18 protein-coding genes are annotated in these 21,021 nt (G+C 34.7%); 4 read left to right on the forward strand and 14 right to left on the reverse strand.

The annotated features are described in order from the left end of the window. Positions 1 to 11: 11 nt before the first annotated feature. The 5 genes from nrdG to trxA form a co-directional block, all read right to left on the reverse strand. Entirely contained in the window at positions 12 to 476 is a 465-nt protein-coding gene (gene nrdG, locus ACGH80_RS00095; protein ID WP_065589618.1) for an anaerobic ribonucleoside-triphosphate reductase-activating protein, read from the reverse strand. Positions 477 to 492: 16 nt separating this feature from the next. Further along, positions 493 to 2,628: an anaerobic ribonucleoside-triphosphate reductase gene (gene nrdD / locus ACGH80_RS00100; RefSeq protein WP_085163892.1), complete on the reverse strand. Its 2,136-nt coding sequence runs from the start codon at positions 2,626 to 2,628 to the stop codon at positions 493 to 495. 343 nt (positions 2,629 to 2,971) lie between these two features. Beyond that, complete coding sequence (gene gndA, locus ACGH80_RS00105) at positions 2,972 to 4,387, reverse strand: NADP-dependent phosphogluconate dehydrogenase (RefSeq protein WP_411578244.1); 1,416 nt, start codon at positions 4,385 to 4,387, stop codon at positions 2,972 to 2,974. A gap of 172 nt (positions 4,388 to 4,559) precedes the next feature. Then, positions 4,560 to 5,822, reverse strand: coding sequence for a transcription termination factor Rho (rho, locus tag ACGH80_RS00110; protein WP_034910472.1), 1,263 nt, complete (start codon positions 5,820 to 5,822; stop codon positions 4,560 to 4,562). A gap of 363 nt (positions 5,823 to 6,185) precedes the next feature. After that, positions 6,186 to 6,512, reverse strand: coding sequence for a thioredoxin TrxA (trxA, locus tag ACGH80_RS00115; protein ID WP_085163891.1), 327 nt, complete (start codon positions 6,510 to 6,512; stop codon positions 6,186 to 6,188). 150 nt (positions 6,513 to 6,662) lie between these two features. Between trxA and rhlB the strand changes: the two genes are divergently transcribed. Beyond that, positions 6,663 to 7,892 (forward strand): ATP-dependent RNA helicase RhlB, encoded by a 1,230-nt coding sequence (gene rhlB / locus ACGH80_RS00120; protein ID WP_065609437.1) that lies wholly within the window; start codon positions 6,663 to 6,665, stop codon positions 7,890 to 7,892. Positions 7,893 to 8,045: 153 nt separating this feature from the next. Here the strand turns inward: rhlB and ACGH80_RS00125 are convergent, their stop codons facing one another. Continuing rightward, positions 8,046 to 8,672: a TfoX/Sxy family DNA transformation protein gene (locus ACGH80_RS00125; RefSeq protein ID WP_174798876.1), complete on the reverse strand. Its 627-nt coding sequence runs from the start codon at positions 8,670 to 8,672 to the stop codon at positions 8,046 to 8,048. 326 nt (positions 8,673 to 8,998) lie between these two features. On the opposite strand from ACGH80_RS00125, the gene ACGH80_RS00130 reads away from it, so the two are divergent. Next, entirely contained in the window at positions 8,999 to 9,622 is a 624-nt protein-coding gene (locus ACGH80_RS00130) for a hypothetical protein (protein WP_051634156.1), read from the forward strand. 6 nt (positions 9,623 to 9,628) lie between these two features. On the opposite strand, the gene glnB is transcribed toward ACGH80_RS00130, so the two are convergent. Together glnB and ACGH80_RS00140 are read right to left on the reverse strand one after the other, a co-directional pair. Next, on the reverse strand, positions 9,629 to 9,967 hold the full coding sequence (gene glnB / locus ACGH80_RS00135) for a nitrogen regulatory protein P-II (protein ID WP_034910467.1): 339 nt from the start codon (positions 9,965 to 9,967) through the stop codon (positions 9,629 to 9,631). 24 nt (positions 9,968 to 9,991) lie between these two features. Continuing rightward, positions 9,992 to 11,596 (reverse strand): NAD+ synthase, encoded by a 1,605-nt coding sequence (locus ACGH80_RS00140; protein WP_174798875.1) that lies wholly within the window; start codon positions 11,594 to 11,596, stop codon positions 9,992 to 9,994. 120 nt (positions 11,597 to 11,716) lie between these two features. Between ACGH80_RS00140 and aroB the strand changes: the two genes are divergently transcribed. Together aroB and ACGH80_RS00150 are read left to right on the forward strand one after the other, a co-directional pair. Next, positions 11,717 to 12,796, forward strand: coding sequence for a 3-dehydroquinate synthase (aroB, locus tag ACGH80_RS00145; RefSeq protein ID WP_034910466.1), 1,080 nt, complete (start codon positions 11,717 to 11,719; stop codon positions 12,794 to 12,796). A 21-nt stretch (positions 12,797 to 12,817) separates the two neighbouring features. Next, positions 12,818 to 13,054, forward strand: a complete 237-nt coding sequence (locus tag ACGH80_RS00150; RefSeq protein ID WP_174798874.1) for a hypothetical protein — start codon at positions 12,818 to 12,820, stop codon at positions 13,052 to 13,054. 549 nt (positions 13,055 to 13,603) lie between these two features. Here ACGH80_RS00150 and ACGH80_RS00155 read toward each other — a convergent pair. The 6 genes from ACGH80_RS00155 to acpP all read right to left on the reverse strand — a co-directional run bounded on the left by ACGH80_RS00155 (position 13,604) and on the right by acpP (position 21,016). Then, entirely contained in the window at positions 13,604 to 13,972 is a 369-nt protein-coding gene (locus tag ACGH80_RS00155) for a diacylglycerol kinase (protein ID WP_034910464.1), read from the reverse strand. Between the two features lie 21 nt (positions 13,973 to 13,993). Next, a complete protein-coding gene (accA, locus tag ACGH80_RS00160) occupies positions 13,994 to 14,953 on the reverse strand; it encodes an acetyl-CoA carboxylase carboxyl transferase subunit alpha (RefSeq protein ID WP_411630368.1) in 960 nt (319 codons plus the stop codon). A 244-nt stretch (positions 14,954 to 15,197) separates the two neighbouring features. Continuing rightward, positions 15,198 to 18,677: a DNA polymerase III subunit alpha gene (dnaE, locus tag ACGH80_RS00165; protein ID WP_411630369.1), complete on the reverse strand. Its 3,480-nt coding sequence runs from the start codon at positions 18,675 to 18,677 to the stop codon at positions 15,198 to 15,200. A gap of 180 nt (positions 18,678 to 18,857) precedes the next feature. Then, positions 18,858 to 19,025 carry a hypothetical protein gene (locus ACGH80_RS00170; RefSeq protein ID WP_167370036.1) on the reverse strand — a complete coding sequence of 56 codons (168 nt, stop codon included), beginning with the start codon at positions 19,023 to 19,025 and terminating at the stop codon, positions 18,858 to 18,860. A gap of 351 nt (positions 19,026 to 19,376) precedes the next feature. Further along, positions 19,377 to 20,621, reverse strand: coding sequence for a beta-ketoacyl-ACP synthase II (fabF, locus tag ACGH80_RS00175; RefSeq protein WP_174798870.1), 1,245 nt, complete (start codon positions 20,619 to 20,621; stop codon positions 19,377 to 19,379). A 161-nt stretch (positions 20,622 to 20,782) separates the two neighbouring features. Then, complete coding sequence (acpP, locus tag ACGH80_RS00180; protein WP_174798869.1) at positions 20,783 to 21,016, reverse strand: acyl carrier protein; 234 nt, start codon at positions 21,014 to 21,016, stop codon at positions 20,783 to 20,785. Between the last annotated feature and the right edge of the window lie 5 nt (positions 21,017 to 21,021).

The following is a 21,021-nucleotide window of genomic DNA, read 5'->3' on the forward strand; positions in this document are numbered from 1 at the left end:
GCCCATGATTTTTATTTAAAACGATGGATAACTTGATTGCTGCTTCCTCGCCATAATAGACGAGGATCAGCAAGTTCCTGCACAAATTTTCCATCAATTAACACATCAATATAAGGAATAACTGCTTGTTGTTCAGCAGTTAACTCATCAAGCTTATACCCAGTCCAAAGCCAGATATCTTTATTATCGCACTCAGATTTAACACGTTGGACCAGTTTTAATATAGTTGCAACGTTTTGAGGATGCAAAGGATCACCGCCAGAAAGCGATAATCCTTGACGTTTTATTTCAGTATCTTGTAAATCTTTAATGATTTGATCTTCAAGTGCTTGTGTAAATGGTAAACCAGAATTTACTCCCCATGTACTTTTGTTATAGCAACCTGGGCACTGATGTACACACCCGGCAACAAAAAGAACACAGCGAGTTCCTTCCCCATTAACAACATCGACAGAATAATAACGATGATAATTCATAAATATTTATTGATTATTAACCAATTTGACCATTATTTAAATGTTTAACTCGACGTTTTACTTCTTCTTGTTTACCTGCATTGAATGGGCGGGCATCAGGACTACCTAAATATCCACAAACACGACGAGTAACCGATACTTTTGAAGAATCATGATTACCACAACTTGGGCAAACAAAGCCTTTGCTGGTACAAGAAAATTCACCGGTATAACCACATTCATAACATTCATCTATTGGCGTATTAGTCCCATAATAAGGAACTCGTGAATAACTATAATCCCAAACATCTTCTAATGCTTTGATATTGTTAATCATATTTGGATATTCGCCATAACAGATGAAACCACCATTAGCAACTTGAGGATAAGGTTTTTCAAATTCAATTTTTTCGTACGGATTAACCTTTTTCTCAACATCAAGATGGAAACTGTTAGTGTAATAACCTTTATCAGTAACACCTGGAATTACACCAAATTCAGCCGTATCAAGTCGGCAAAATCGATCACATAAATTTTCGCTTGGTGTGCTATATAAACTAAACCCATAACCAGTTTCGTTCTTCCATTGATCCACCGCATTACGTAAACGCTCAACAATTGCCACACCTTTTTCGCGTAATTTATCACTATCAAATGGATGCGTTTGATTTCCGTAAAGTGCATTTAATGTTTCATGAAGACCAATATAACCTAAAGAAATTGAAGCTCGCCCATTTTTGAAAATTTCAGAAACATTGTCATCTTCGTTAAGCCTTACACCACAAGCACCTTCCATATATAAAATTGGTGCCACTCTTGCTTTTACGCCATCAAGTCTAGCAATACGCGTCATTAATGCTTTTTTACATAGTTCTAAACGTTTATCTAAAATTTCCCAAAATCGAGCTTCATCACCTTTAGCTTCAATAGCTATACGAGGCAAATTTAGACTAATTACACCTAAATTATTGCGCCCATCATGAATTAACTGGCCGTTTTCTTCATAAACGCCCAAGAAACTTCGACAACCCATTGGCGTTTTAAATGAACCCGTCACTTCAACAACTTTATCGTAATTTAAAATATCTGGGTACATCCGTTTACTTGCACACTCAAGTGCAAGTTTCTTAATATCATAATTAATATCGCCCTGTTTATGGTTAATACCATCTTTAATGGCAAAAACAAGTTTTGGAAAAACTGCTGTTTTATGATTTTTACCTAATCCTTTGATACGAACTTTTAAAATAGACTCTTGAATTAAGCGTGATTCCCAACTAGTTCCTAAACCAAAACCAAAAGTAACAAACGGAGTTTGTCCATTAGCTGTGTGTAAAGTGTTTACTTCATATTCAAGAGATTGAAATGCATCATAACACTCTTTTTGAGTGCGACTTTCAGCATAAGCTTCTGGATTTGGGATATTCCATTCTTCAGCCACTTGTTTGTGTTTGTTATAACTAATAGTAACAAACTTTGCTAAAACTTCATCGATACGATTAATGGTCGTGCCACCATAAATATGGCTAGCCACTTGCGCTATAATTTGTGCAGTTACCGCAGTTGCTGTAGCAATTGATTTTGGAGGCTCAATCTCAGCATTACCCATTTTAAAACCATTTGTTAACATACCATCTAAGTCAATTAACATACAGTTAAACATAGGGAAAAATGGCGCATAATCTAAATCATGATAATGAATTTCACCACAATCATGAGCACGAGAAATATCTTTAGGTAATAAATACTGCTTTGCATAATGCCTTGCTACAATACCCGCAAGTAAATCACGTTGAGTTGGAATAACCTTGCTATCTTTGTTAGCATTTTCATTTAAAATGGCGACATTACTTTGCTCAATTAACCCTCGAATATCTTGATTTAGACGGCTACGTTCTTCTCGAGCACGATCACGATCATGACGATACTCAATATAAGTTCTCGCTAATTTTTTATAAGGGCCTGACATTAACTGATTTTCAACTGCATTTTGAATTTCGTTGATATCAACACTTTCACGTTCGCTCATTTGATTAGTAACAACACGAGCAACCGTTTCGCAATAATCAGGATCATGAACATTCGTCGCCACAGCTGCTTTGACAATTGCATCTTTAATTCGAGTCTCATTAAATGCAGTTTGACAACCATCTCGTTTTATTACTACAGGCATATATACTCCTCAATATCCATCAATAACTCGCGTTAGTCACAGGTGTTATACCAACATTAATATTCGTTGTTATTATTCATTTTTTATCAAATCATTAGTTTTTTGATATAATCCCGAGGCTTTCTACCGCTTAAATAACACTATATATAGTAAATAATATTCAATTATACACAATATATAGTGTTTTTCTAGGCTTTTTAATAAATGAAATCACTTGACAAATTTAAAATCAATAATGACAAGGAGTTATGAAATATTGAGATACAAAAGGGGAAAAAGCTATACAAAAGTGCAAACTTACTTGCACTCTTGTATAGCAAAATAAGATTATAAATTGAAAATATTAAGATTCAATATTTAACCAATCGGTATGGAACACACCTTCTTTATCAATACGCTCATAGGTATGAGCACCAAAATAATCTCTCTGAGCTTGAATCAAATTAGCTGGTAATACCGCTGATCGATAACTATCATAATAAGCAATCGCTGCTGAAAGTGTTGGAACAGCAATACCTTGTTGTACCGCTAAAGATACCACATCACGTAATGATTGTTGGTAAGCCTCAACTGTTTGATTAAAATAAGGCGCTAACAATAAATTATCAATCTCATTATTATCGGCATAAGCATCAGTAATTTTTTGAAGAAACTGTGCACGAATAATACACCCTGCTCTAAAAATCTTAGCTATTTCACCATAATTTAAATTCCATTGATATGTATGAGAAGCAGCTTTTAGCTGTGCAAAACCTTGTGCATAAGAAATAATTTTACCCATATACAGTGCTTTACGGACTTTTTCTATGAGCTCCTGCTTATCACCACTATAAGGCGCTTTTTGAGGACCTTTTAACACTTTTGCCGCCGCAACTCGCTGATCTTTAATTGCTGATAGATAACGAGCAAATACAGACTCAGTGATTAAAGATAAAGGCTCACCCAAATCTAAAGCACTTTGGCTGGTCCATTTACCTGTACCTTTATTGCCTGCCGCATCTAAAATCACATCAATTAAATAATTACCATCTTCGTCTTTATGCTTAAAGATATCAGCGGTAATTTCGATTAAATAACTGTCTAACTCGCCTTTATTCCAATCTGTAAACACCTCAGCAAGTTCATCATTAGTTAAACCAACAACATGTTTTAATACCGAATAGCTTTCAGCTATCAGTTGCATATCGCCATACTCAATGCCGTTATGAGCCATTTTTACATAATGACCAGCGCCATTTGGACCTATATAAGCAACACAAGGCTCACCATTAGCCTTAGCAGCAATCTTCTCTAATATTGGTGCAACTAATTCATAAGCCTCTTTTTGCCCACCAGGCATAATTGATGGACCTTTTAGCGCTCCCTCTTCGCCACCTGAAACACCAGTACCAATAAAGTTAAATCCTTCTGCTAACAATGTTTTGTTTCGACGAATTGTATCTTCAAAATAGGCATTCCCGCCATCGATAATAATATCACCTTTATCTAAAAGTGGACGCAACTCATCAATTACCGCATCGGTACCTTTACCTGCTTGCACCATAATCAGGATACGGCGTGGTTTTTCTAAAGAATTGACAAAATCTTCAATTGTATAATAAGGAACCAATTTCTTATCAGAATGTTCAGCCATGACTTGTTCTGTTTTATCTTTAGAGCGATTATAAATAGCAACAGAAAATCCTCGACTTTCAATATTGAGCGCAAGATTTCGCCCCATAACTGCCATTCCAATAACACCGATTTGTTGTTTTGACATGATTTGGCTCCTTTATTAAACCTCTATAACCTTAACCATAAGGTTTTAACAACACCTAAAACTTAATTAAGTTTTATAAATTACGCTATATTTTGCCATAAAAAAAGCCGTATCAGAATACAATACGGCTCTTTTTCATGACTTTAATGATATTTACTATCAACTGAATAAATCATGAACGTTTCATCATTTCGAAAAACTCATCATTAGTTTTAGTCATGGCAAGTTTATCGATCAAGAACTCCATTGCATCAGTCTCACCCATTGGGTTAAGAATTTTGCGTAAAATCCACATTTTTTGTAGTTCATCAGGCGAAGTCATTAGATCTTCTTTACGTGTACCTGAACGATTAAAGTCAATAGCAGGAAACACACGACGTTCAGCAATTTTACGCGATAAATGGACTTCCATATTACCTGTACCTTTAAACTCTTCATAGATAACTTCATCCATTTTAGAGCCAGTATCAATCAATGCTGTTGCAATAATTGTTAAACTACCACCTTCTTCCACATTACGTGCTGCACCAAAAAAACGTTTCGGACGATGTAATGCATTCGCATCCACACCACCAGTCAACACTTTACCTGATGAAGGAACAACTGTATTGTATGCACGAGCCAAACGGGTGATCGAATCTAATAAAATAATCACATCTTTTTTATGTTCAACCAAACGTTTTGCGCGTTCAATAACCATTTCAGCAACTTGAACATGTCTTGCTGCTGGTTCATCGAATGTCGATGCAACAACTTCACCTTTAACTAGACGCTGCATTTCGGTCACTTCTTCGGGACGCTCATCAATCATTAATACAACTAACTCGCATTCAGGATGATTAACCGCTAAGCTTTGTGCAATATTTTGTAAAAGCATTGTTTTACCTGCTTTTGGTGGTGCAACAATCAAGCCACGTTGACCTTTACCAATTGGTGATGCTAAATCAAGAACTCTTGCGGTGATATCTTCGGTAGAACCGTTACCTCGTTCCATTCGTAAACGAGAATTTGGATGAAGTGGAGTTAAGTTTTCGAAAAGAATTTTATTGCGGGCATCTTCTGGTTTATCGTGATTTACTTCATTTACTTTTAACAAAGCAAAATATCGTTCACCTTCTTTTGGCGGACGGATTTTACCTGCAATGGTATCACCAGTCCTTAAATTAAATCGTCGAATCTGACTTGGTGATACATAAATATCATCAGGACCAGCTAAATAAGAGCTATCAGCTGAACGCAAAAAGCCAAATCCATCTTGCAAAATTTCCAGTACGCCATCACCAAAAATATCTTCACCACTTTTGGCATGTTGTTTTAAGATTGCAAAAATAATGTCTTGTTTTCTAAGTCGGGCAAGATTTTCAAGCCCCATCTTTTTTTCTCCAAGCGCTACAAGCTCGGAAACAGAAGTGTTTTTTAATTCAGTTAAATTCATAATGTTAAAAATTCTTGAGGATAAAATTGATATGTTTGCAATTTAATATTATTTTTGTATATTTGTTTAATTCGCTTATAAAAAAGCTCTCTTACAACACTTAAATTCAATCGATTGCTAAGCTTTTGATGATAATTGAACATTTGAATATAGAATTTCACCACTTTACCAATAAAAACAATGAATTACAGAAAGGGATACATGTAAGAGAAGCACAGATTACACTAAAATCATTAATTTGTCTACAATTAATTGAATATAACTATTATAAATTAATAAATCTAGTAAAATTAAAGACACAAAAAAAGAGTAATGCAAAATTCATTACTCTATTAACCATATTATAAAAACATAAAGTAACTATTACAATTGAGGATTAATAAAATCTCTAAGTTGAGCTTTAGATAAAGCTCCTACTTGAGTGGCAGCTACTTGTCCGTTTTTGAAAATCAATAAAGTAGGAATACCTCGAATACCAAATTTAGGTGCTATATTGGGATTTTCTTCAATATTCAATTTGGCAATAACTATCTTATCGCTATATTCTTGAGCTATTTCTTCCAAAATCGGAGCAACCATTTTACAAGGCTTACACCATGAAGCCCAAAAATCAACGAGTACTGGTTTCGATGATTCATTAACTACTTTATCAAAAGTTGCTTCTGATAACTGAACGATATTATCACTCATTTTTGTCTCCTACATTTTTACTTTTTACAATAATAGAATACTTTGAATTTCTCTACTAGCAATTAGTATAATAGGATATAATTATTAGTGATGTCACTATATTTAGTGTGTTATAATCTGACAATTCTGATAATTATATTCACAACAATAATGATTCAATCATATCTTACCAAAACAACTTTTAGCCAATTTCCTCTTCATCCTTCAGTGTTAAAAGCACTTGAAAAAAAAGGATTTGTTTATTGCACACCAATTCAAGAAAAGACATTACCGCTAACCACTAACGGAATGGATATTGCAGGGCAAGGACAAACAGGAACAGGCAAAACCATGGCGTTTTTAGCATCAACATTTAATCACTTGTTGAATCATGAGCCTTTACCTGATCACAAAATAAATCAACCAAGGGCAATAATTATTGCCCCTACACGCGAATTAGTTGTACAAATATACCATGACGCTGAACGGCTATCTGAAGAAACAGGATTAAAATTAGGATTAGCTTTTGGTGGTGATGGCTATGATAAACAATTAAAAATGCTTTCCACAGGGGTCGATATTTTAATTGCCACAACAGGACGATTGATTGATTATGCAAAGCAAAATTATATTAATTTAGACGCAATTCAAGTTGTCGTATTAGACGAAGCCGATCGCATGTTTGATTTAGGATTTATCCGTGACATACGTTGGGTTTTCAAACATATGACACCACCACAAAAAAGATTAACCATGTTGTTTTCTGCAACATTAACACACAACGTGCGTGAATTAGCCTTTGAGCATATGAATAATCCTCAGTATATTGAAGTTGAACCAGAACAAAAAATTGGGCATCGCATTAAAGAAGAACTATTTTTCCCATCTAACGAAGATAAATTAGCACTTTTACAAACACTAATTGAGGAAGAATGGCCTGATCGTTGCATTGTGTTTGCTAATACCAAAGTAACTTGCGAAAAGATTTGGCGGCACCTTATCGCTGATGGTCATCGTGTTGGATTATTAACTGGTGATATTGCTCAGAAAAAACGTTTATCAATTTTAGAACAATTTACCCAAGGTCATCTTGATATTTTAGTTGCTACCGATGTCGCAGCCAGAGGATTACATATACCTAATGTTACTCACGTTTTTAATTATGATCTGCCCGATGATTGTGATGATTATCGTCATCGAATTGGAAGAACAGGGCGTGCAGGAGCTGGAGGTTACTCAATTTCATTAGCCTGTGAACGTTATTCGCAAAATTTACCTGCTATTGAAAAAGCAATTGATCATGCTATTCCTGTTAGCCAATATGATCCTTCTGCGCTACTGGTTGATTTGCCTCATCCAAAACCATTTAGACGTCCACCACGTAGAAAACCATCAAATTGACTAAACTAAATAGTAGATAGAAAACATAAATAATATCAACCATAAAAAATTATCTAAAAATGTAATTATACTTCATCGTAAAGCATTTTTAGATAACTGTTATTATTATGGTGATATTATTATAAGTACTTTGATCAACATAGCCAGTCAAAATTATTCTTTATATGAGTCATTATCCATCTGGTTTAAAAAACATTGATATTCAAGTTCAATTTCTTTTTTAGTCTCCTTGGACAAAGTTGCAACATGAAAACGATGTAAAGAACTATATAAAACAAACAATATATTAATGGAAATGGTTTCTTTTTTTTGTTTTATTTTATAATATGCATTCAAATAACCTACCTTTTGAAAGGTATCAACATCTTTAATTCCAACACTACACAATAACCTTTCTAACGACAAAGTCATATTTGGCAACTCTTTTATCCGTTTTGCTTTGATTTCGTTTTTTTCATATTGCTCTTTTTTAGTATACTTTATCACCATCTGTACCATAGAAAACAGTTTTTCATGATCCTTAAAAAGTTCATTACCTACCTTATAATAATCAAGCAATTTAGTAGACATGCCTGTCGTTATACTTAATGGCTGCATACCCAAATTAATAAAAAGTGAACGATAATCTGGATGCCCTCTTAAATAAAAGCTTTTTTGGGTAACCCAACCAAACATTATATCTTTACTATTAACACTAAATCCTCCAAAAAACGTTTTAATTGAAATATCTTCAACGTCAGAAAGCTCTGTTAAAATTCGATTTGCAAATGTTGAGCACATAATTAATTTCCATCTAAACTTTATTGAGTAACTGAAGTAACTTAATAGTTAATCTAAATTATAGTTATTTTATATTCAAACTATTTCTAAATTAATACATAAATATGCGATCTGCATTCCATATATAAATATAAAATACATTATTACTTGATAAATTATATTTTTGTGAAATTAAATTAATTTTTGTAAAGAGTTTTAGCAAAGAAAGACAAAGCTAAATAGTTAGAAAAAAAGAAAATAGCTTTAACATTGTTATTCTGTCGTAATAATTATACAATCACGGGGTCATTAATTTTGGTACCTAAATTTTGCCTAATCGAATCAATATGATAAAAAACATCATTACTCTATTTTTTATATTTTATTCTTTTATCGCATCAGCCGATAAAGTGCCATTGATTGATTCGTTAATGCTTTGCAACTCTGATTTTTTTAAAGAAGTTTATAGCAATAAAAATGAACTAGAAAAATATACTAATATAAAAGTTTTTAATAAAAATCAAGCCAATATTGTTATTGAAAATCGCTCTGATATAACTAAAAACTACGTTTATTTCAAAACTCCTATGACTTATAAAAACCTAACAATCATTGGCTATTATGATAGTGCCATGGATCTTGGCAAAATGGGAAAATATTATTTCTGGGGATTTATAATCGATAATGATATTAATCAAATCAAAGATGCTTTGAATTTTGTAGATTGGAAAAATATGGAAGATAACCTACTGTATATCGCAAATCCAAAGATTCGTAATATTAATGACGATCTCCAGACTTGGCATAAAAATACCGGAACTGTTGTCGGTGTTAAAACCATTCCAGCTCCAGATACCACCGAAAAACTGCTATTACTCGAAAAAAGCCCAAATATGAACCTTCTTATTTGTTCGATTCAAGGTATTGTGACTTCTGAGCTACTCAAACAAGAACGACCTGACATTCAGTAATTTAAACTAAATCGCAGATTCATCCATTTCGCCAGTTCGAATACGAATGACTTGTTCAACGTTATAAACAAAAATTTTGCCATCACCAATTTTACCGGTTTGTGCTGTCTTCATAATAGTCTCAATACACATTTCTAAAATATCATCAGACACAATAAGTTCAATTTTCACCTTCGGCAGAAAATCAACCATATATTCCGCACCGCGATAAAGTTCAGTATGCCCCTTTTGACGACCAAAACCTTTAACTTCAGTAACTGTCATACCTGTAATACCTTGATCAGCAAGTGCCTCTCGAATATCATCTAATTTAAATGGTTTAATAATAGCTTCAATCTTTTTCATATTTAATTTACCTTTAATTCAAGATCACCAATTTTTAAATCCAAAAGCAGAAGTAATAGGATAACGGCGACCTTTGCCAAAGTTACGAGCTGTTATTTTCGGACCGACCGCTGATTGGCGACGTTTATACTCATTTATATCAACCAATTTAATAACACGCCTTACAGTTGCTTCATCATAACCTTGCGCAATAAGTTGTTCAACGGAAAGATCAAGTTCGACATAACCTTTCAAAATTCCATCTAAAATATCATAAGGCGGTAAACTGTCTTCATCTTTTTGATCTGGAGCCAACTCTGCTGATGGAGGGCGAGTAATCACTCTTTCAGGAATAACATAAGAACGAGTATTCCGATATTTTGACAATGCAAAAACCATGGTTTTAGGCACATCTTTCAGAACATCAAACCCACCAGCCATATCGCCATAAAGAGTTGCATAACCTACCGACATTTCACTTTTATTACCCGTTGTCAGCACCAGCCTGCGCCGTTTATTTGATAGTGCCATTAAAACAACACCACGACAACGTGCTTGAAGATTTTCTTCAGTAGTATCTTTTGGCGTACCAACAAACATTGGACTTAACGATGCCATAAACGCATCAAACATTGGCTCAATCGAAATAATATCAAATTCAACCCCTAATATTTCAGCTTCTTCTTTGGCATCAGCAATACTAATATCGGCTGTATAACGAAATGGCATCATCACTGCCTGCACTTTATCTTTTCCTAGCGCATCAACTGCAATAGCAAGGGTTAAAGCTGAATCAATCCCTCCAGACAGTCCTAATACTGCACCTTGAAAGCCATTTTTAGTAACATAATCGCGAGTCGCAAGTACCAATGCATCATAAACTGAAGCTAATTGATCATTTTCATTATTATCAATTATCGCCTGATGATTTACACCATATTCAAAAGAAGAAACTTGCTCTTCAAATGATTTTAGCTGACAAACAATTTCACCAAGCTCATTACAAACAAATGATCCGCCATCAAACACCAGCTCGTCTTGACCACCCACTTGATTAACATAAATGAAAGGTAAACCTGTTCGTTTAACATGCTGTTTAACTAACTCTCGACGATTTTTCTGCTTGTCGCAGTCATAAGGCGAAGCGTTAATAGCCACAACAAAATCAGCCTGAGCCTTATGGATATTATCAACTGGCTCAAATTGCCAAAGATCTTCACAAATTAGTAAACCAATCCTTTTACCTTTAAAATCAACTACGCAAGTTTGATTGTCAGCCGTAAAGTAACGCTTTTCATCAAATACATCATAATTAGGTAATCGCTGTTTATGATAGCGAGCTAACAATTCGCCATCATAAAAAAATGAAAGGGCATTATAAATATTTTGATCTTGCCAATGCGGATGTCCAACAATAACTGCACAGTACCGACTCGCTTGTTGAATCAACGATAATGCTTTTTGGCAACGAGCTTTAAAATCAGAACGAAAAATTAAATCTTCGGGTGGATAACCACACAAAGCAAGTTCTGGAAAAATAATGAGATCATCGGATGAGTGGCTATTTATCAATTCAATAATCTGTTGAGCGTTTCCTTCAATGTCGCCCACACGCCAATTTTTTTGTGCTAAAACAATAGATAAAGACATATAAAATTTAATATCACAAATAGAAATTATTGACAAGTTTAAATGATTCTAAGTTGCACTGCCACTTTTTTATCGCTAACATGCAACAATAAATCCACTTTGACTTGTCTGGAAATTAATATGCAAAAAACATTAAATGTAGCGCTAGCTAAACGCAGTTATCCAATCACAATTGGTGAAAATCTACTAAGTGAATTTCAACATTTTAAACTCCAAGCAGGGCAACGCGTACTCATTGCTACCAATGAAACCATAGCCCCACTTTATTTACAAACACTAATTGATATGCTTGAAAAGCATGGTGTAAAAACCGATTCAGTTGTTGTTCCCGATGGTGAAAAATATAAGACCATGGAAACATGGAATAGCATTTTGACAACGTTACTGGCAAACAATCATACTCGCAGTAGTATACTTATAGCACTAGGTGGAGGTGTGATTGGTGACATTGCAGGATTTGCCGCTTCAGCTTATCAACGTGGAATTAAGTTTATTCAAGTGCCGACAACGCTATTATCACAGGTTGATTCCTCGGTAGGAGGTAAAACAGCGATTAATCACCCACTGGGTAAAAATATGATTGGCGCATTTTATCAACCACAGTCTGTAGTGATTGATCTTAGTTGTTTAAAAACATTACCGCAAAGAGAGCTTTCGGCTGGACTTGCCGAAGTTATAAAATACGGCATTATTTTAGATGCTAAATTTTTTGATTGGCTTGAAGAACACATCAACGATTTACTAAACCTAGATGTTAATGCATTAAGCTACTGTATTTACCATTGCTGTGAACTCAAAGCACAAGTGGTTGCTGCTGACGAAACAGAACAAAACATGCGAGCAATCTTAAATCTTGGTCACACTTATGGGCATGCCATAGAAGCAGAACTAGGCTATGGAAATTGGCTACATGGCGAAGCTGTCAGTGTTGGTATGCTAATGGCTGCACAAACAGCCAAATTACTTGGTAAATTGGATCAAACTGATATTGAACGAATTAAGAACTTATTAATTCGCGCTAAACTACCTGTTAACAGACCAAAAAAAATGTCAATTGAATCTTATCTGCCACATATGTTACGAGACAAAAAAGTATTATCTGGGCAATTAAGGCTTGTTATACCAACTAAAATTGGCCATGCTGAAGTGATAGATGGTATTGATAAAGATATGGTAATTCAGTCTATACAATTAACTTAATCTATAATTGATAACCAATAGTTGCATCATTTACATATAGAAATTAAACGTCTGGTTAAAGGCGGAAAGTCCATTGAAGTTAAATTAAGGCGACAAGCTAAACGCTATAACAAAACCTATCTGGGAGGAAATACTACAATACCAAACGTTTACCTTTACTTAAAAACGAAGCCAAACAAAAGAGGCGAGAGTATTTATTTGTCGGTCAGTATTGATGATTTTTCACAAGAGCTTTATGCAGGCATTTACTCCCAATAAATCCCGATTTAACTAGCACTATTTATACAAACAATGTGTTAACCCTATATCCTTTATCATTGAATGTATTTATTCCAAGAATGGACATGAATATCAAGGCACAGGTGAAGAGCTATTTGTTAAAACGTGTAACAACCATCGTATCCATCAAAAATTCACGAAACTAGCCTGTCCACAAACGAATGGGAAAGCTCAAAAGAGTGATACGATCTTTAATGGAAATGTAGAATAATCAGAAAATATTTAGCCATTAAAAAGATAGAAAACACAATATTAAACGATTTATTAACTATTATAATACAATTAAACCCCATAAAGCGATTTCGAAAAAAACGCCTTATAAGTTTTTAGAGGATTATTTTAACCATAAAGTGTAAATAACCCTGTATTTTCCTACAAAAGCGTTGTTATTTTTATTTTCCAGCGTAATTATAATAATATTTTTATAAATTTTTATTGGAAAACCAATCCTATTCTAGTTTAAGAATAGTTTTTTGCGATTAAACTATTGTCAAAAACTTTCAGGAAAACCTACGTTTAAATCAAAAATCATGATGAAAAATGACAAGAAAATAGATAAATCCACAAAATAATAGTCAATAATAACGACAAAAATACCGCCGCCGAGCCATAATCCTTTGCTCGGCCAGATAAATCATGCCTTTCAGAGCCAATACGATCAACTACACACTCAATTGCACTATTTATTAACTCAGTAATCATCACCACTCCAATTGAACCAAGTAGCAAAATACGTTCATAAATAGAGAAATCAATTAGCATTACAACAATATAAGCCACAACTAATAGAATTAACTCTTGGCGAAATGCAGCTTCATGTTTGATCGCCGATTTTAAGCCTTTTAAAGAATATTTTGTTGCTTTAAGGATACGTAGTAAGCCTGTCGATTTTTTCATTACAATATTCCAAATTTAAAATTACCTTACGTAACCATAGTTCATCAAACGTTGATATCTTCTTTCTAATAATATAGATAAATCCATACTTTCAAGTTCATTAAGATCACTAAGTAATTGTGTTTTGAGTGAAGCAGATACGACAGCATAATCACGATGGGCACCACCCAGAGGCTCAGGTATAATTGAATCAATAAGATTCAATTTTAGTAATTTATCTGCAGTCATATTCATAGCTTCAGCTGCAACTGGTGCTTTATCGGCACTTTTCCATAGAATCGAAGCACAACCTTCTGGCGATATGACAGAATAAGTACTATATTGAAGCATATTAACTTTATCTGCAACCCCAATAGCAAGAGCGCCCCCAGAGCCTCCCTCTCCAATTACTGTACAAATAGTTGGTACTTTAAGACGTGACATTTCTCTTAAATTACGAGCAATAGCTTCTGCTTGACCTCGCTCTTCGGCACCAATACCAGGATAAGCACCTGGAGTATCAATAAAAGTAATAATTGGTAATTTAAAACGCTCCGCTAATTGCATTAATCGTAAAGCTTTACGATACCCTTCTGGAGCGGGCATACCAAAGTTCCGATAAATTTTCTGTTTTGTTTCTCGACCTTTTTGATGCCCAATAACCACCACAGATCTTCCATCAATACGAGCTATTCCACCAACAATTGCTTTGTCATCGGCATAAGCCCTATCACCAGCTAATTCATCAAAATCAGTAAAAATTTCTTTCAGATAATCCAATGTATAAGGACGATTTGGATGTCTAGCTAGTTGCGCAATTTCCCAGGGAGTTAAATTAGCAAATATTTTTTTTGTTAATTCACGACTTTTTTTATGTAATTGCTTAATCTCTTTATCTAAATTAATATCTAATTCAACTTGTTGCGAATCAATATTCTTTAAGGAATTAATTTTTGCTTCTAATTCCGCTATCGGCTTTTCAAATTCCAAAAAATTGTTCATAACGCTTGTAATTGCCTCTTAATTTATTTGGTATTTTAAAAAAATACACATCTAATACAGTATACTGGCTAATTCTTAAAATAAAATTAATCCAATTCTACTATGTAATACTCATTGAAGTCACCTAAATTTATATTATTAGACTTCAACTATTCAAAATGTTATACCACTTACATTTAATTAAAGTAACATTATTTAATAAATTTAATTAATCAACCAGACTACTATTAATAAGTTTATTTTCTTATTCAAACTCAAATTCAATACGATCAATACCAATAAGTGTCTTTAATTCAATAATCATAGCGTCCTCTGGAATAACCCTCCATGTCGTACCGAATTGAATCCTAACAACCGAATCACCCCGGTGATAATATAAGCTAACAGGCACACTACCATGACGATAAGGTTCTAAAAGTTGTTGTAAACGTTGCAATATTGCTTGATTTGCTTCGCTTTCTGTTAATGTAATGGACAGTCCTTTTACATATTTAGTACGGGCATCTTTTAGATCAACAATATCTCGCACTGACATTTTAAAACCACCATTAAAATCATCATTACTAACTTGGCCTGTAACAATTAAGATCTTATCTTTTACGAGTAAATGTCCAAAATTTTCCAAAGATTCTGCAAAAAGCATACCATCAATACGACCTGAACGATCATCTAAAGTAAACAAGCCAATTTTTTTACCTTTTTTAGTAATTCGAGTCCTAGCATCAGTAACAATACCAGCAAAAGTAACTGTTTTTCCCCAGCCTGTCGGAGATGCTTCACTAATTCGCAATCCACCAGTATAACGATTTAATTCTTTTAAATATTGCGTTACAGGATGCCCTGTTAAATAAAGCCCTAAAGCTTCACGTTCTCCATCAAGCAAAACTTGATCGGGTAATTCAGGTACCGCAGCATAAGCATGCTCAACTTGTTCAGGTTCTTCAGCTAAGACTCCAAACATATCTTCTTGACCAATATCTTGAGCTTTTGCATATTGATCCGCTGCCTGCATTGCATCATTAATACTATGCAAAATAGCTGCTCTGTGAGGGCCTAATTTATCAAATGCCCCTGCCATAGTAAGTTTTTCAAGTACACGGCGGTTGATCTTTTTCATATCTGTTCGAGCACAAAGTTCGAATATATTTTTAAAATATCCACCACTATTACGTGCTTCAACAATTGCCTCAATAGGACCTTCACCGACACCCTTTATAGCCCCAATCCCATAAACAATCTCACCTTTATCATTCACATGAAAGTGATAAAGACCACTATTAATATCTGGTGGATTAACCTTTAATCCCATCCGTAAGCATTCATCAACCAAACCGACAATTTTATCAGTATTATCCATATCGGCAGTCATAACTGCAGCCATAAATTCTGCTGGATAATGAGTTTTTAACCATAATGTTTGATAAGAAACAAGCGCATAAGCTGCTGAATGAGATTTATTAAAACCATAACCGGCAAATTTTTCCACTAAATCAAAAATGCGCATGGAAAGCTCACCATCGATACCTTGCTTTTCGGCACCTTCTTTAAAAACAGAGCGTTGCTTTGCCATTTCCTCAGGTTTTTTCTTCCCCATAGCTCGACGTAATAAATCCGCACCACCTAATGTATAACCCGACAAAGTCTGAGCAATTTGCATAACTTGTTCTTGGTACAAAATAATACCGTATGTTGGTTCTAAGATAGGTTTTAATGATTCATGTTGATATTTAATATCAGGATAGGATACTTCTTCTCTGCCATGTTTACGGTCAATAAAGTTGTCTACCATGCCTGATTGTAACGGACCGGGTCTAAATAAAGCAACTAAAGCGATCATATCCTCAAAACAGTCAGGTTTTAATCGCCTTATTAAGTCTTTCATACCTCGAGATTCAAGTTGGAACACAGCTGTTGTTTCGGCTTTCAATAACAAATCAAATGACGCCTGATCATCGAGAGGAATTCGAGTAATATCGATAGGTTTATTTCCTTCTCTTAACTGACGTTCATTAATCATTTTGATTGCCCAATCAATAATGGTTAATGTCCTTAGTCCTAAAAAGTCAAATTTAACAAGGCCTGCATATTCAACATCATTTTTATCAAACTGGGTTACTGGGTGATTTCCTTCTGGATCACAATAAATTGGCGAAAAATCTGTAATCTTAGTTGGTGAAATTACAACGCCCCCAGCATGCTTACCTGCATTTCTAGTTACACCTTCTAATTGACGTGCGATATCAATTAATGATTTAATTTCTTCATTATTATCGTATAACTCCTGAAGTTGAGGCTCAACTTCAAAAGCTTTAACCAATGTCATTCCCGGATCTAAGGGAATTAATTTGGAAATCCGATCAACAAAGCCATAAGGATGTCCAAGTACTCGGCCAACATCCCTGATTACTGCTTTAGCCGCCATAGTTCCAAAAGTAATAATCTGAGAGACTGCATCACGACCATACATATCAGCAACATGATCAATTACTAGATCTCGCTTTTCCATACAAAAGTCGACATCAAAATCAGGCATTGAAACACGTTCAGGATTCAAAAATCGTTCAAAAAGTAAGTCAAACGCCAATGGGTCTAAATCGGTAATTTTTAAAGCATACGCAACTAGTGAACCCGCACCTGAACCACGCCCAGGTCCCACGGGAATATCATTATCTTTCGACCATTGAATAAATTCCATAACAATTAGAAAGTATCCAGGAAAACCCATCTGATTAATAACCGTTAATTCTGTTTCTAAACGCTCATCATATTCAGGTCTTCTTTGTTTTCTAACTTCTGGATCGGGAAATAAAAACTCAAGTCTTTCTTCTAAACCTTCACGCGATTTATGCACCAAAAAATCTTCGGTCGACATATCACCAGTAGGAAATTTAGGTAAAAAATATTCACCTAACCGGATGGTTACATTACAGCGCTTTGCTATTTCAACACTATTTTCAAGCGCTTCTGGTATATCAGAGAATAGTTCACACATTTCCTGTTCAGATCGTAAATATTGCTCTGCTGAGTAATTTTTAGGTCGGGAAGGATCTTCAAGTGTATTCCCATCATGAATAGCAACACGAATTTCATGAGCCTCAAAATCTGAAGCTTTTAAAAAACGAACATCATTAGAAGCAACCACGGGTAATTGATACTGTTCAGCCAATCTTACTGCACTATGAATAAATAGCTCTTCATTGATTCGTTTAGTCCGTACTAGCTCAAAATAAAAATGCTCATTAAAATTTTCAAGGTAAAAATTAATAGCATGCTCAATAATAGTTTGATTATTGCGAACGATACCGATACCAATATCACTTTCTCGTCCAGCTAATACAATTAACCCTTCTCGATGCTCAATTAACCACTCATTATCAACAACAGGCAAATCTCCAATGTATCCTCGCTGATAAGCTTTAGAAATCAATAAAGTAAGATTTTGATATCCCTGATTATTAGCTGCTAACAGAGTTAGATGATAAATATCATCAGGCAATTGAGAACTTCTAATAGCGAGATCTGCACCAATGATAGGTTTAATACCTTTTGACATTGCTGAGCCGTAAAACTTAACCAGTCCACAAAGATTAGTAAAATCAGTGATTGCAAATGCAGGCATCTGCAACTTGCTCATTTCATTTACTAATGCACCTACCTTAGCAATTCCATCAATCATAGAGAAATCACTATGTAAATGAAGATGAATAAATTTTGGTTCTGCCATAATTACCAGAAATGAAGCGATAAAATTAGCTTTGAATTATAACACAAGCAAGAAGAATATTCTTATTCTCTTTACCTACATGAACTTACAACAAAATGTAAAAGAAATAAAAATTCTTGATGTAAAAAACCAACCAGAGTACATTTAAAGTTAGCACAATTAATCTAAAAAAGTGCAAAACTATTTACGACGTAGTCCCTCTGTAGTTGCTACTTTTATAACGATTTTCATCAACTCTTCATCACTGGTATTAGCTAAGCCAAATTCAGCCAGCATGGTTGATAAACCGACAGATTCGCAGAAATTATATACAGTTTCAATCATATCTGAATTACTATCGATTAACATTACCAATGTACCTATCGCTACTGTTTCTCCAGCCAATAATCATGCGTTGTTTCTGATACAGTAAAGCCATTATGAATGGCATGAGCAGCAGGCATTCGCCACATTTAAAGCTTCTAAAATATAAGAATAAAATTTGAACATACACTAAACATATCGTCTCCAATCAAGGAGAAAATATATTTGTTGATATAAATATAAAACAAGCTTTAACATTCAATTTACCAAATAGAATGTTAGAAAAATGAGGAATACGCTACATTTTTACTTAATAAAAATGGACTATTATTGACAACACATTAACAAGAGATGAATAAATTCCCACCATTTTTAGTGATGGGAAAATAATTAAAATTATATTTTTTTAAATAGGACCGAACCATTGGTTCCGCCAAAACCAAAAGAGTTACAAAGTGCATATTCTAAATTTTTAACCTGACGCGCTGTATGAGGAACATAATCAAGATCACATCCCTCACCAGGATTATCAAGATTAATTGTCGGCGGAACAGCTTGATCACGTAATGCTAGGACAGTGAAAATTGACTCAACTGCACCAGCTGCACCCAATAAATGCCCTATCATAGATTTAGTTGAACTCACCATCACTTTGCTAGCATTTTCTTTAAAAATACTTTTTACCGCTTGGGTTTCAGCCTTATCACCAGCGGGGGTCGATGTACCATGAGCATTAATATAACCAACCTGTTCTGGAGCAATACCTGCATCACGAAGTGCACATTTCATTGCTAAGGCCGCACCACTACCATCGGCTGGAGGCGAAGTCATATGATAAGCATCACCACTCATACCAAATCCAACTAGTTCAGCGTAAATCTTAGCTCCGCGTTTTTTGGCATGTTCATATTCTTCTAAGAACATGATTCCTGCACCATCACCCAACACAAAACCATCACGGTCTTTATCCCAAGGACGGCTTGCTGCTTTAGGATTGTCGTTATTAGTTGATAAAGCACGAGCTGCACCAAAACCACCGATACCCAATGGGGTACTCGCTTTTTCGCCACCACCCGCTAACATCGCATCTGCATCACCATAAGCAATCATGCGTGCAGCATGACCAATATTATGAACACCTGAAGAACAAGCTGTTGCAATAGTAATACTCGGTCCTTTTAATCCATAAATAATAGATAAGTGGCCTGCAATCATATTAACAATTGTTGATGGTACAAAAAACGGGCTAATTTTGCGTGGTCCACCATTTACTAATGCACTGTGGTTTTCTTCAATCAACCCAAGCCCACCAATACCAGAACCTATAGCACAACCGATTCGTTCTGCGTTTTCATTCGTGATTTCAATGCCTGCATCTTGCATTGCCTGCATACCTGCAGCAATGCCATATTGGATAAAATAATCCATTTTACGTGCATCTTTGCGTGAAATATTATAATCTTCGCCATTAAAGTTTTTAACCATCGCTGCGAAGCGCGTTGCGAAAGGGGCTGTATCAAAGTGCTCTATGAGTTCAACACCACTTTGCCCAGCTAATAAAGCTTGCCAAGTGGATTCAACTGTATTACCTACAGGAGATATCATGCCCATTCCAGTAACAACAACTCTGCGTTTAGACACATTGCCCTCCAGGAAAGGATTGAAATGAAATTTGAATCATTGAAAAATTTTATTTTGAGTTTTCTAAAGATTTATACCGACTTATTTTTAATTTAATAATTAAAGATATAAATACAAACTAGGCGATCATTTGACCGCCTATCATAAAAACTCTACTAACCTTATTGATTTGCAGTAATATAATCAATTGCAGATTGAACAGTTGTAATTTTTTCAGCTTCTTCGTCAGGAATTTCAGTATCAAATTCTTCCTCTAAAGCCATAACTAATTCAACTGTATCAAGAGAGTCAGCGCCAAGATCTTCAATGAAAGAAGATTCGTTTTTAACTTCTTCCCCTTTTACACCAAGTTGCTCAACAATAATTTTCTTAACTCGCTCTTCAATAGTGCTCATACTCT

The sequence above is a fragment of the Gilliamella sp. BG1 genome, from assembly GCF_046635625.1.
GTDB lineage: Bacteria > Pseudomonadota > Gammaproteobacteria > Enterobacterales > Orbaceae > Gilliamella > Gilliamella bombi.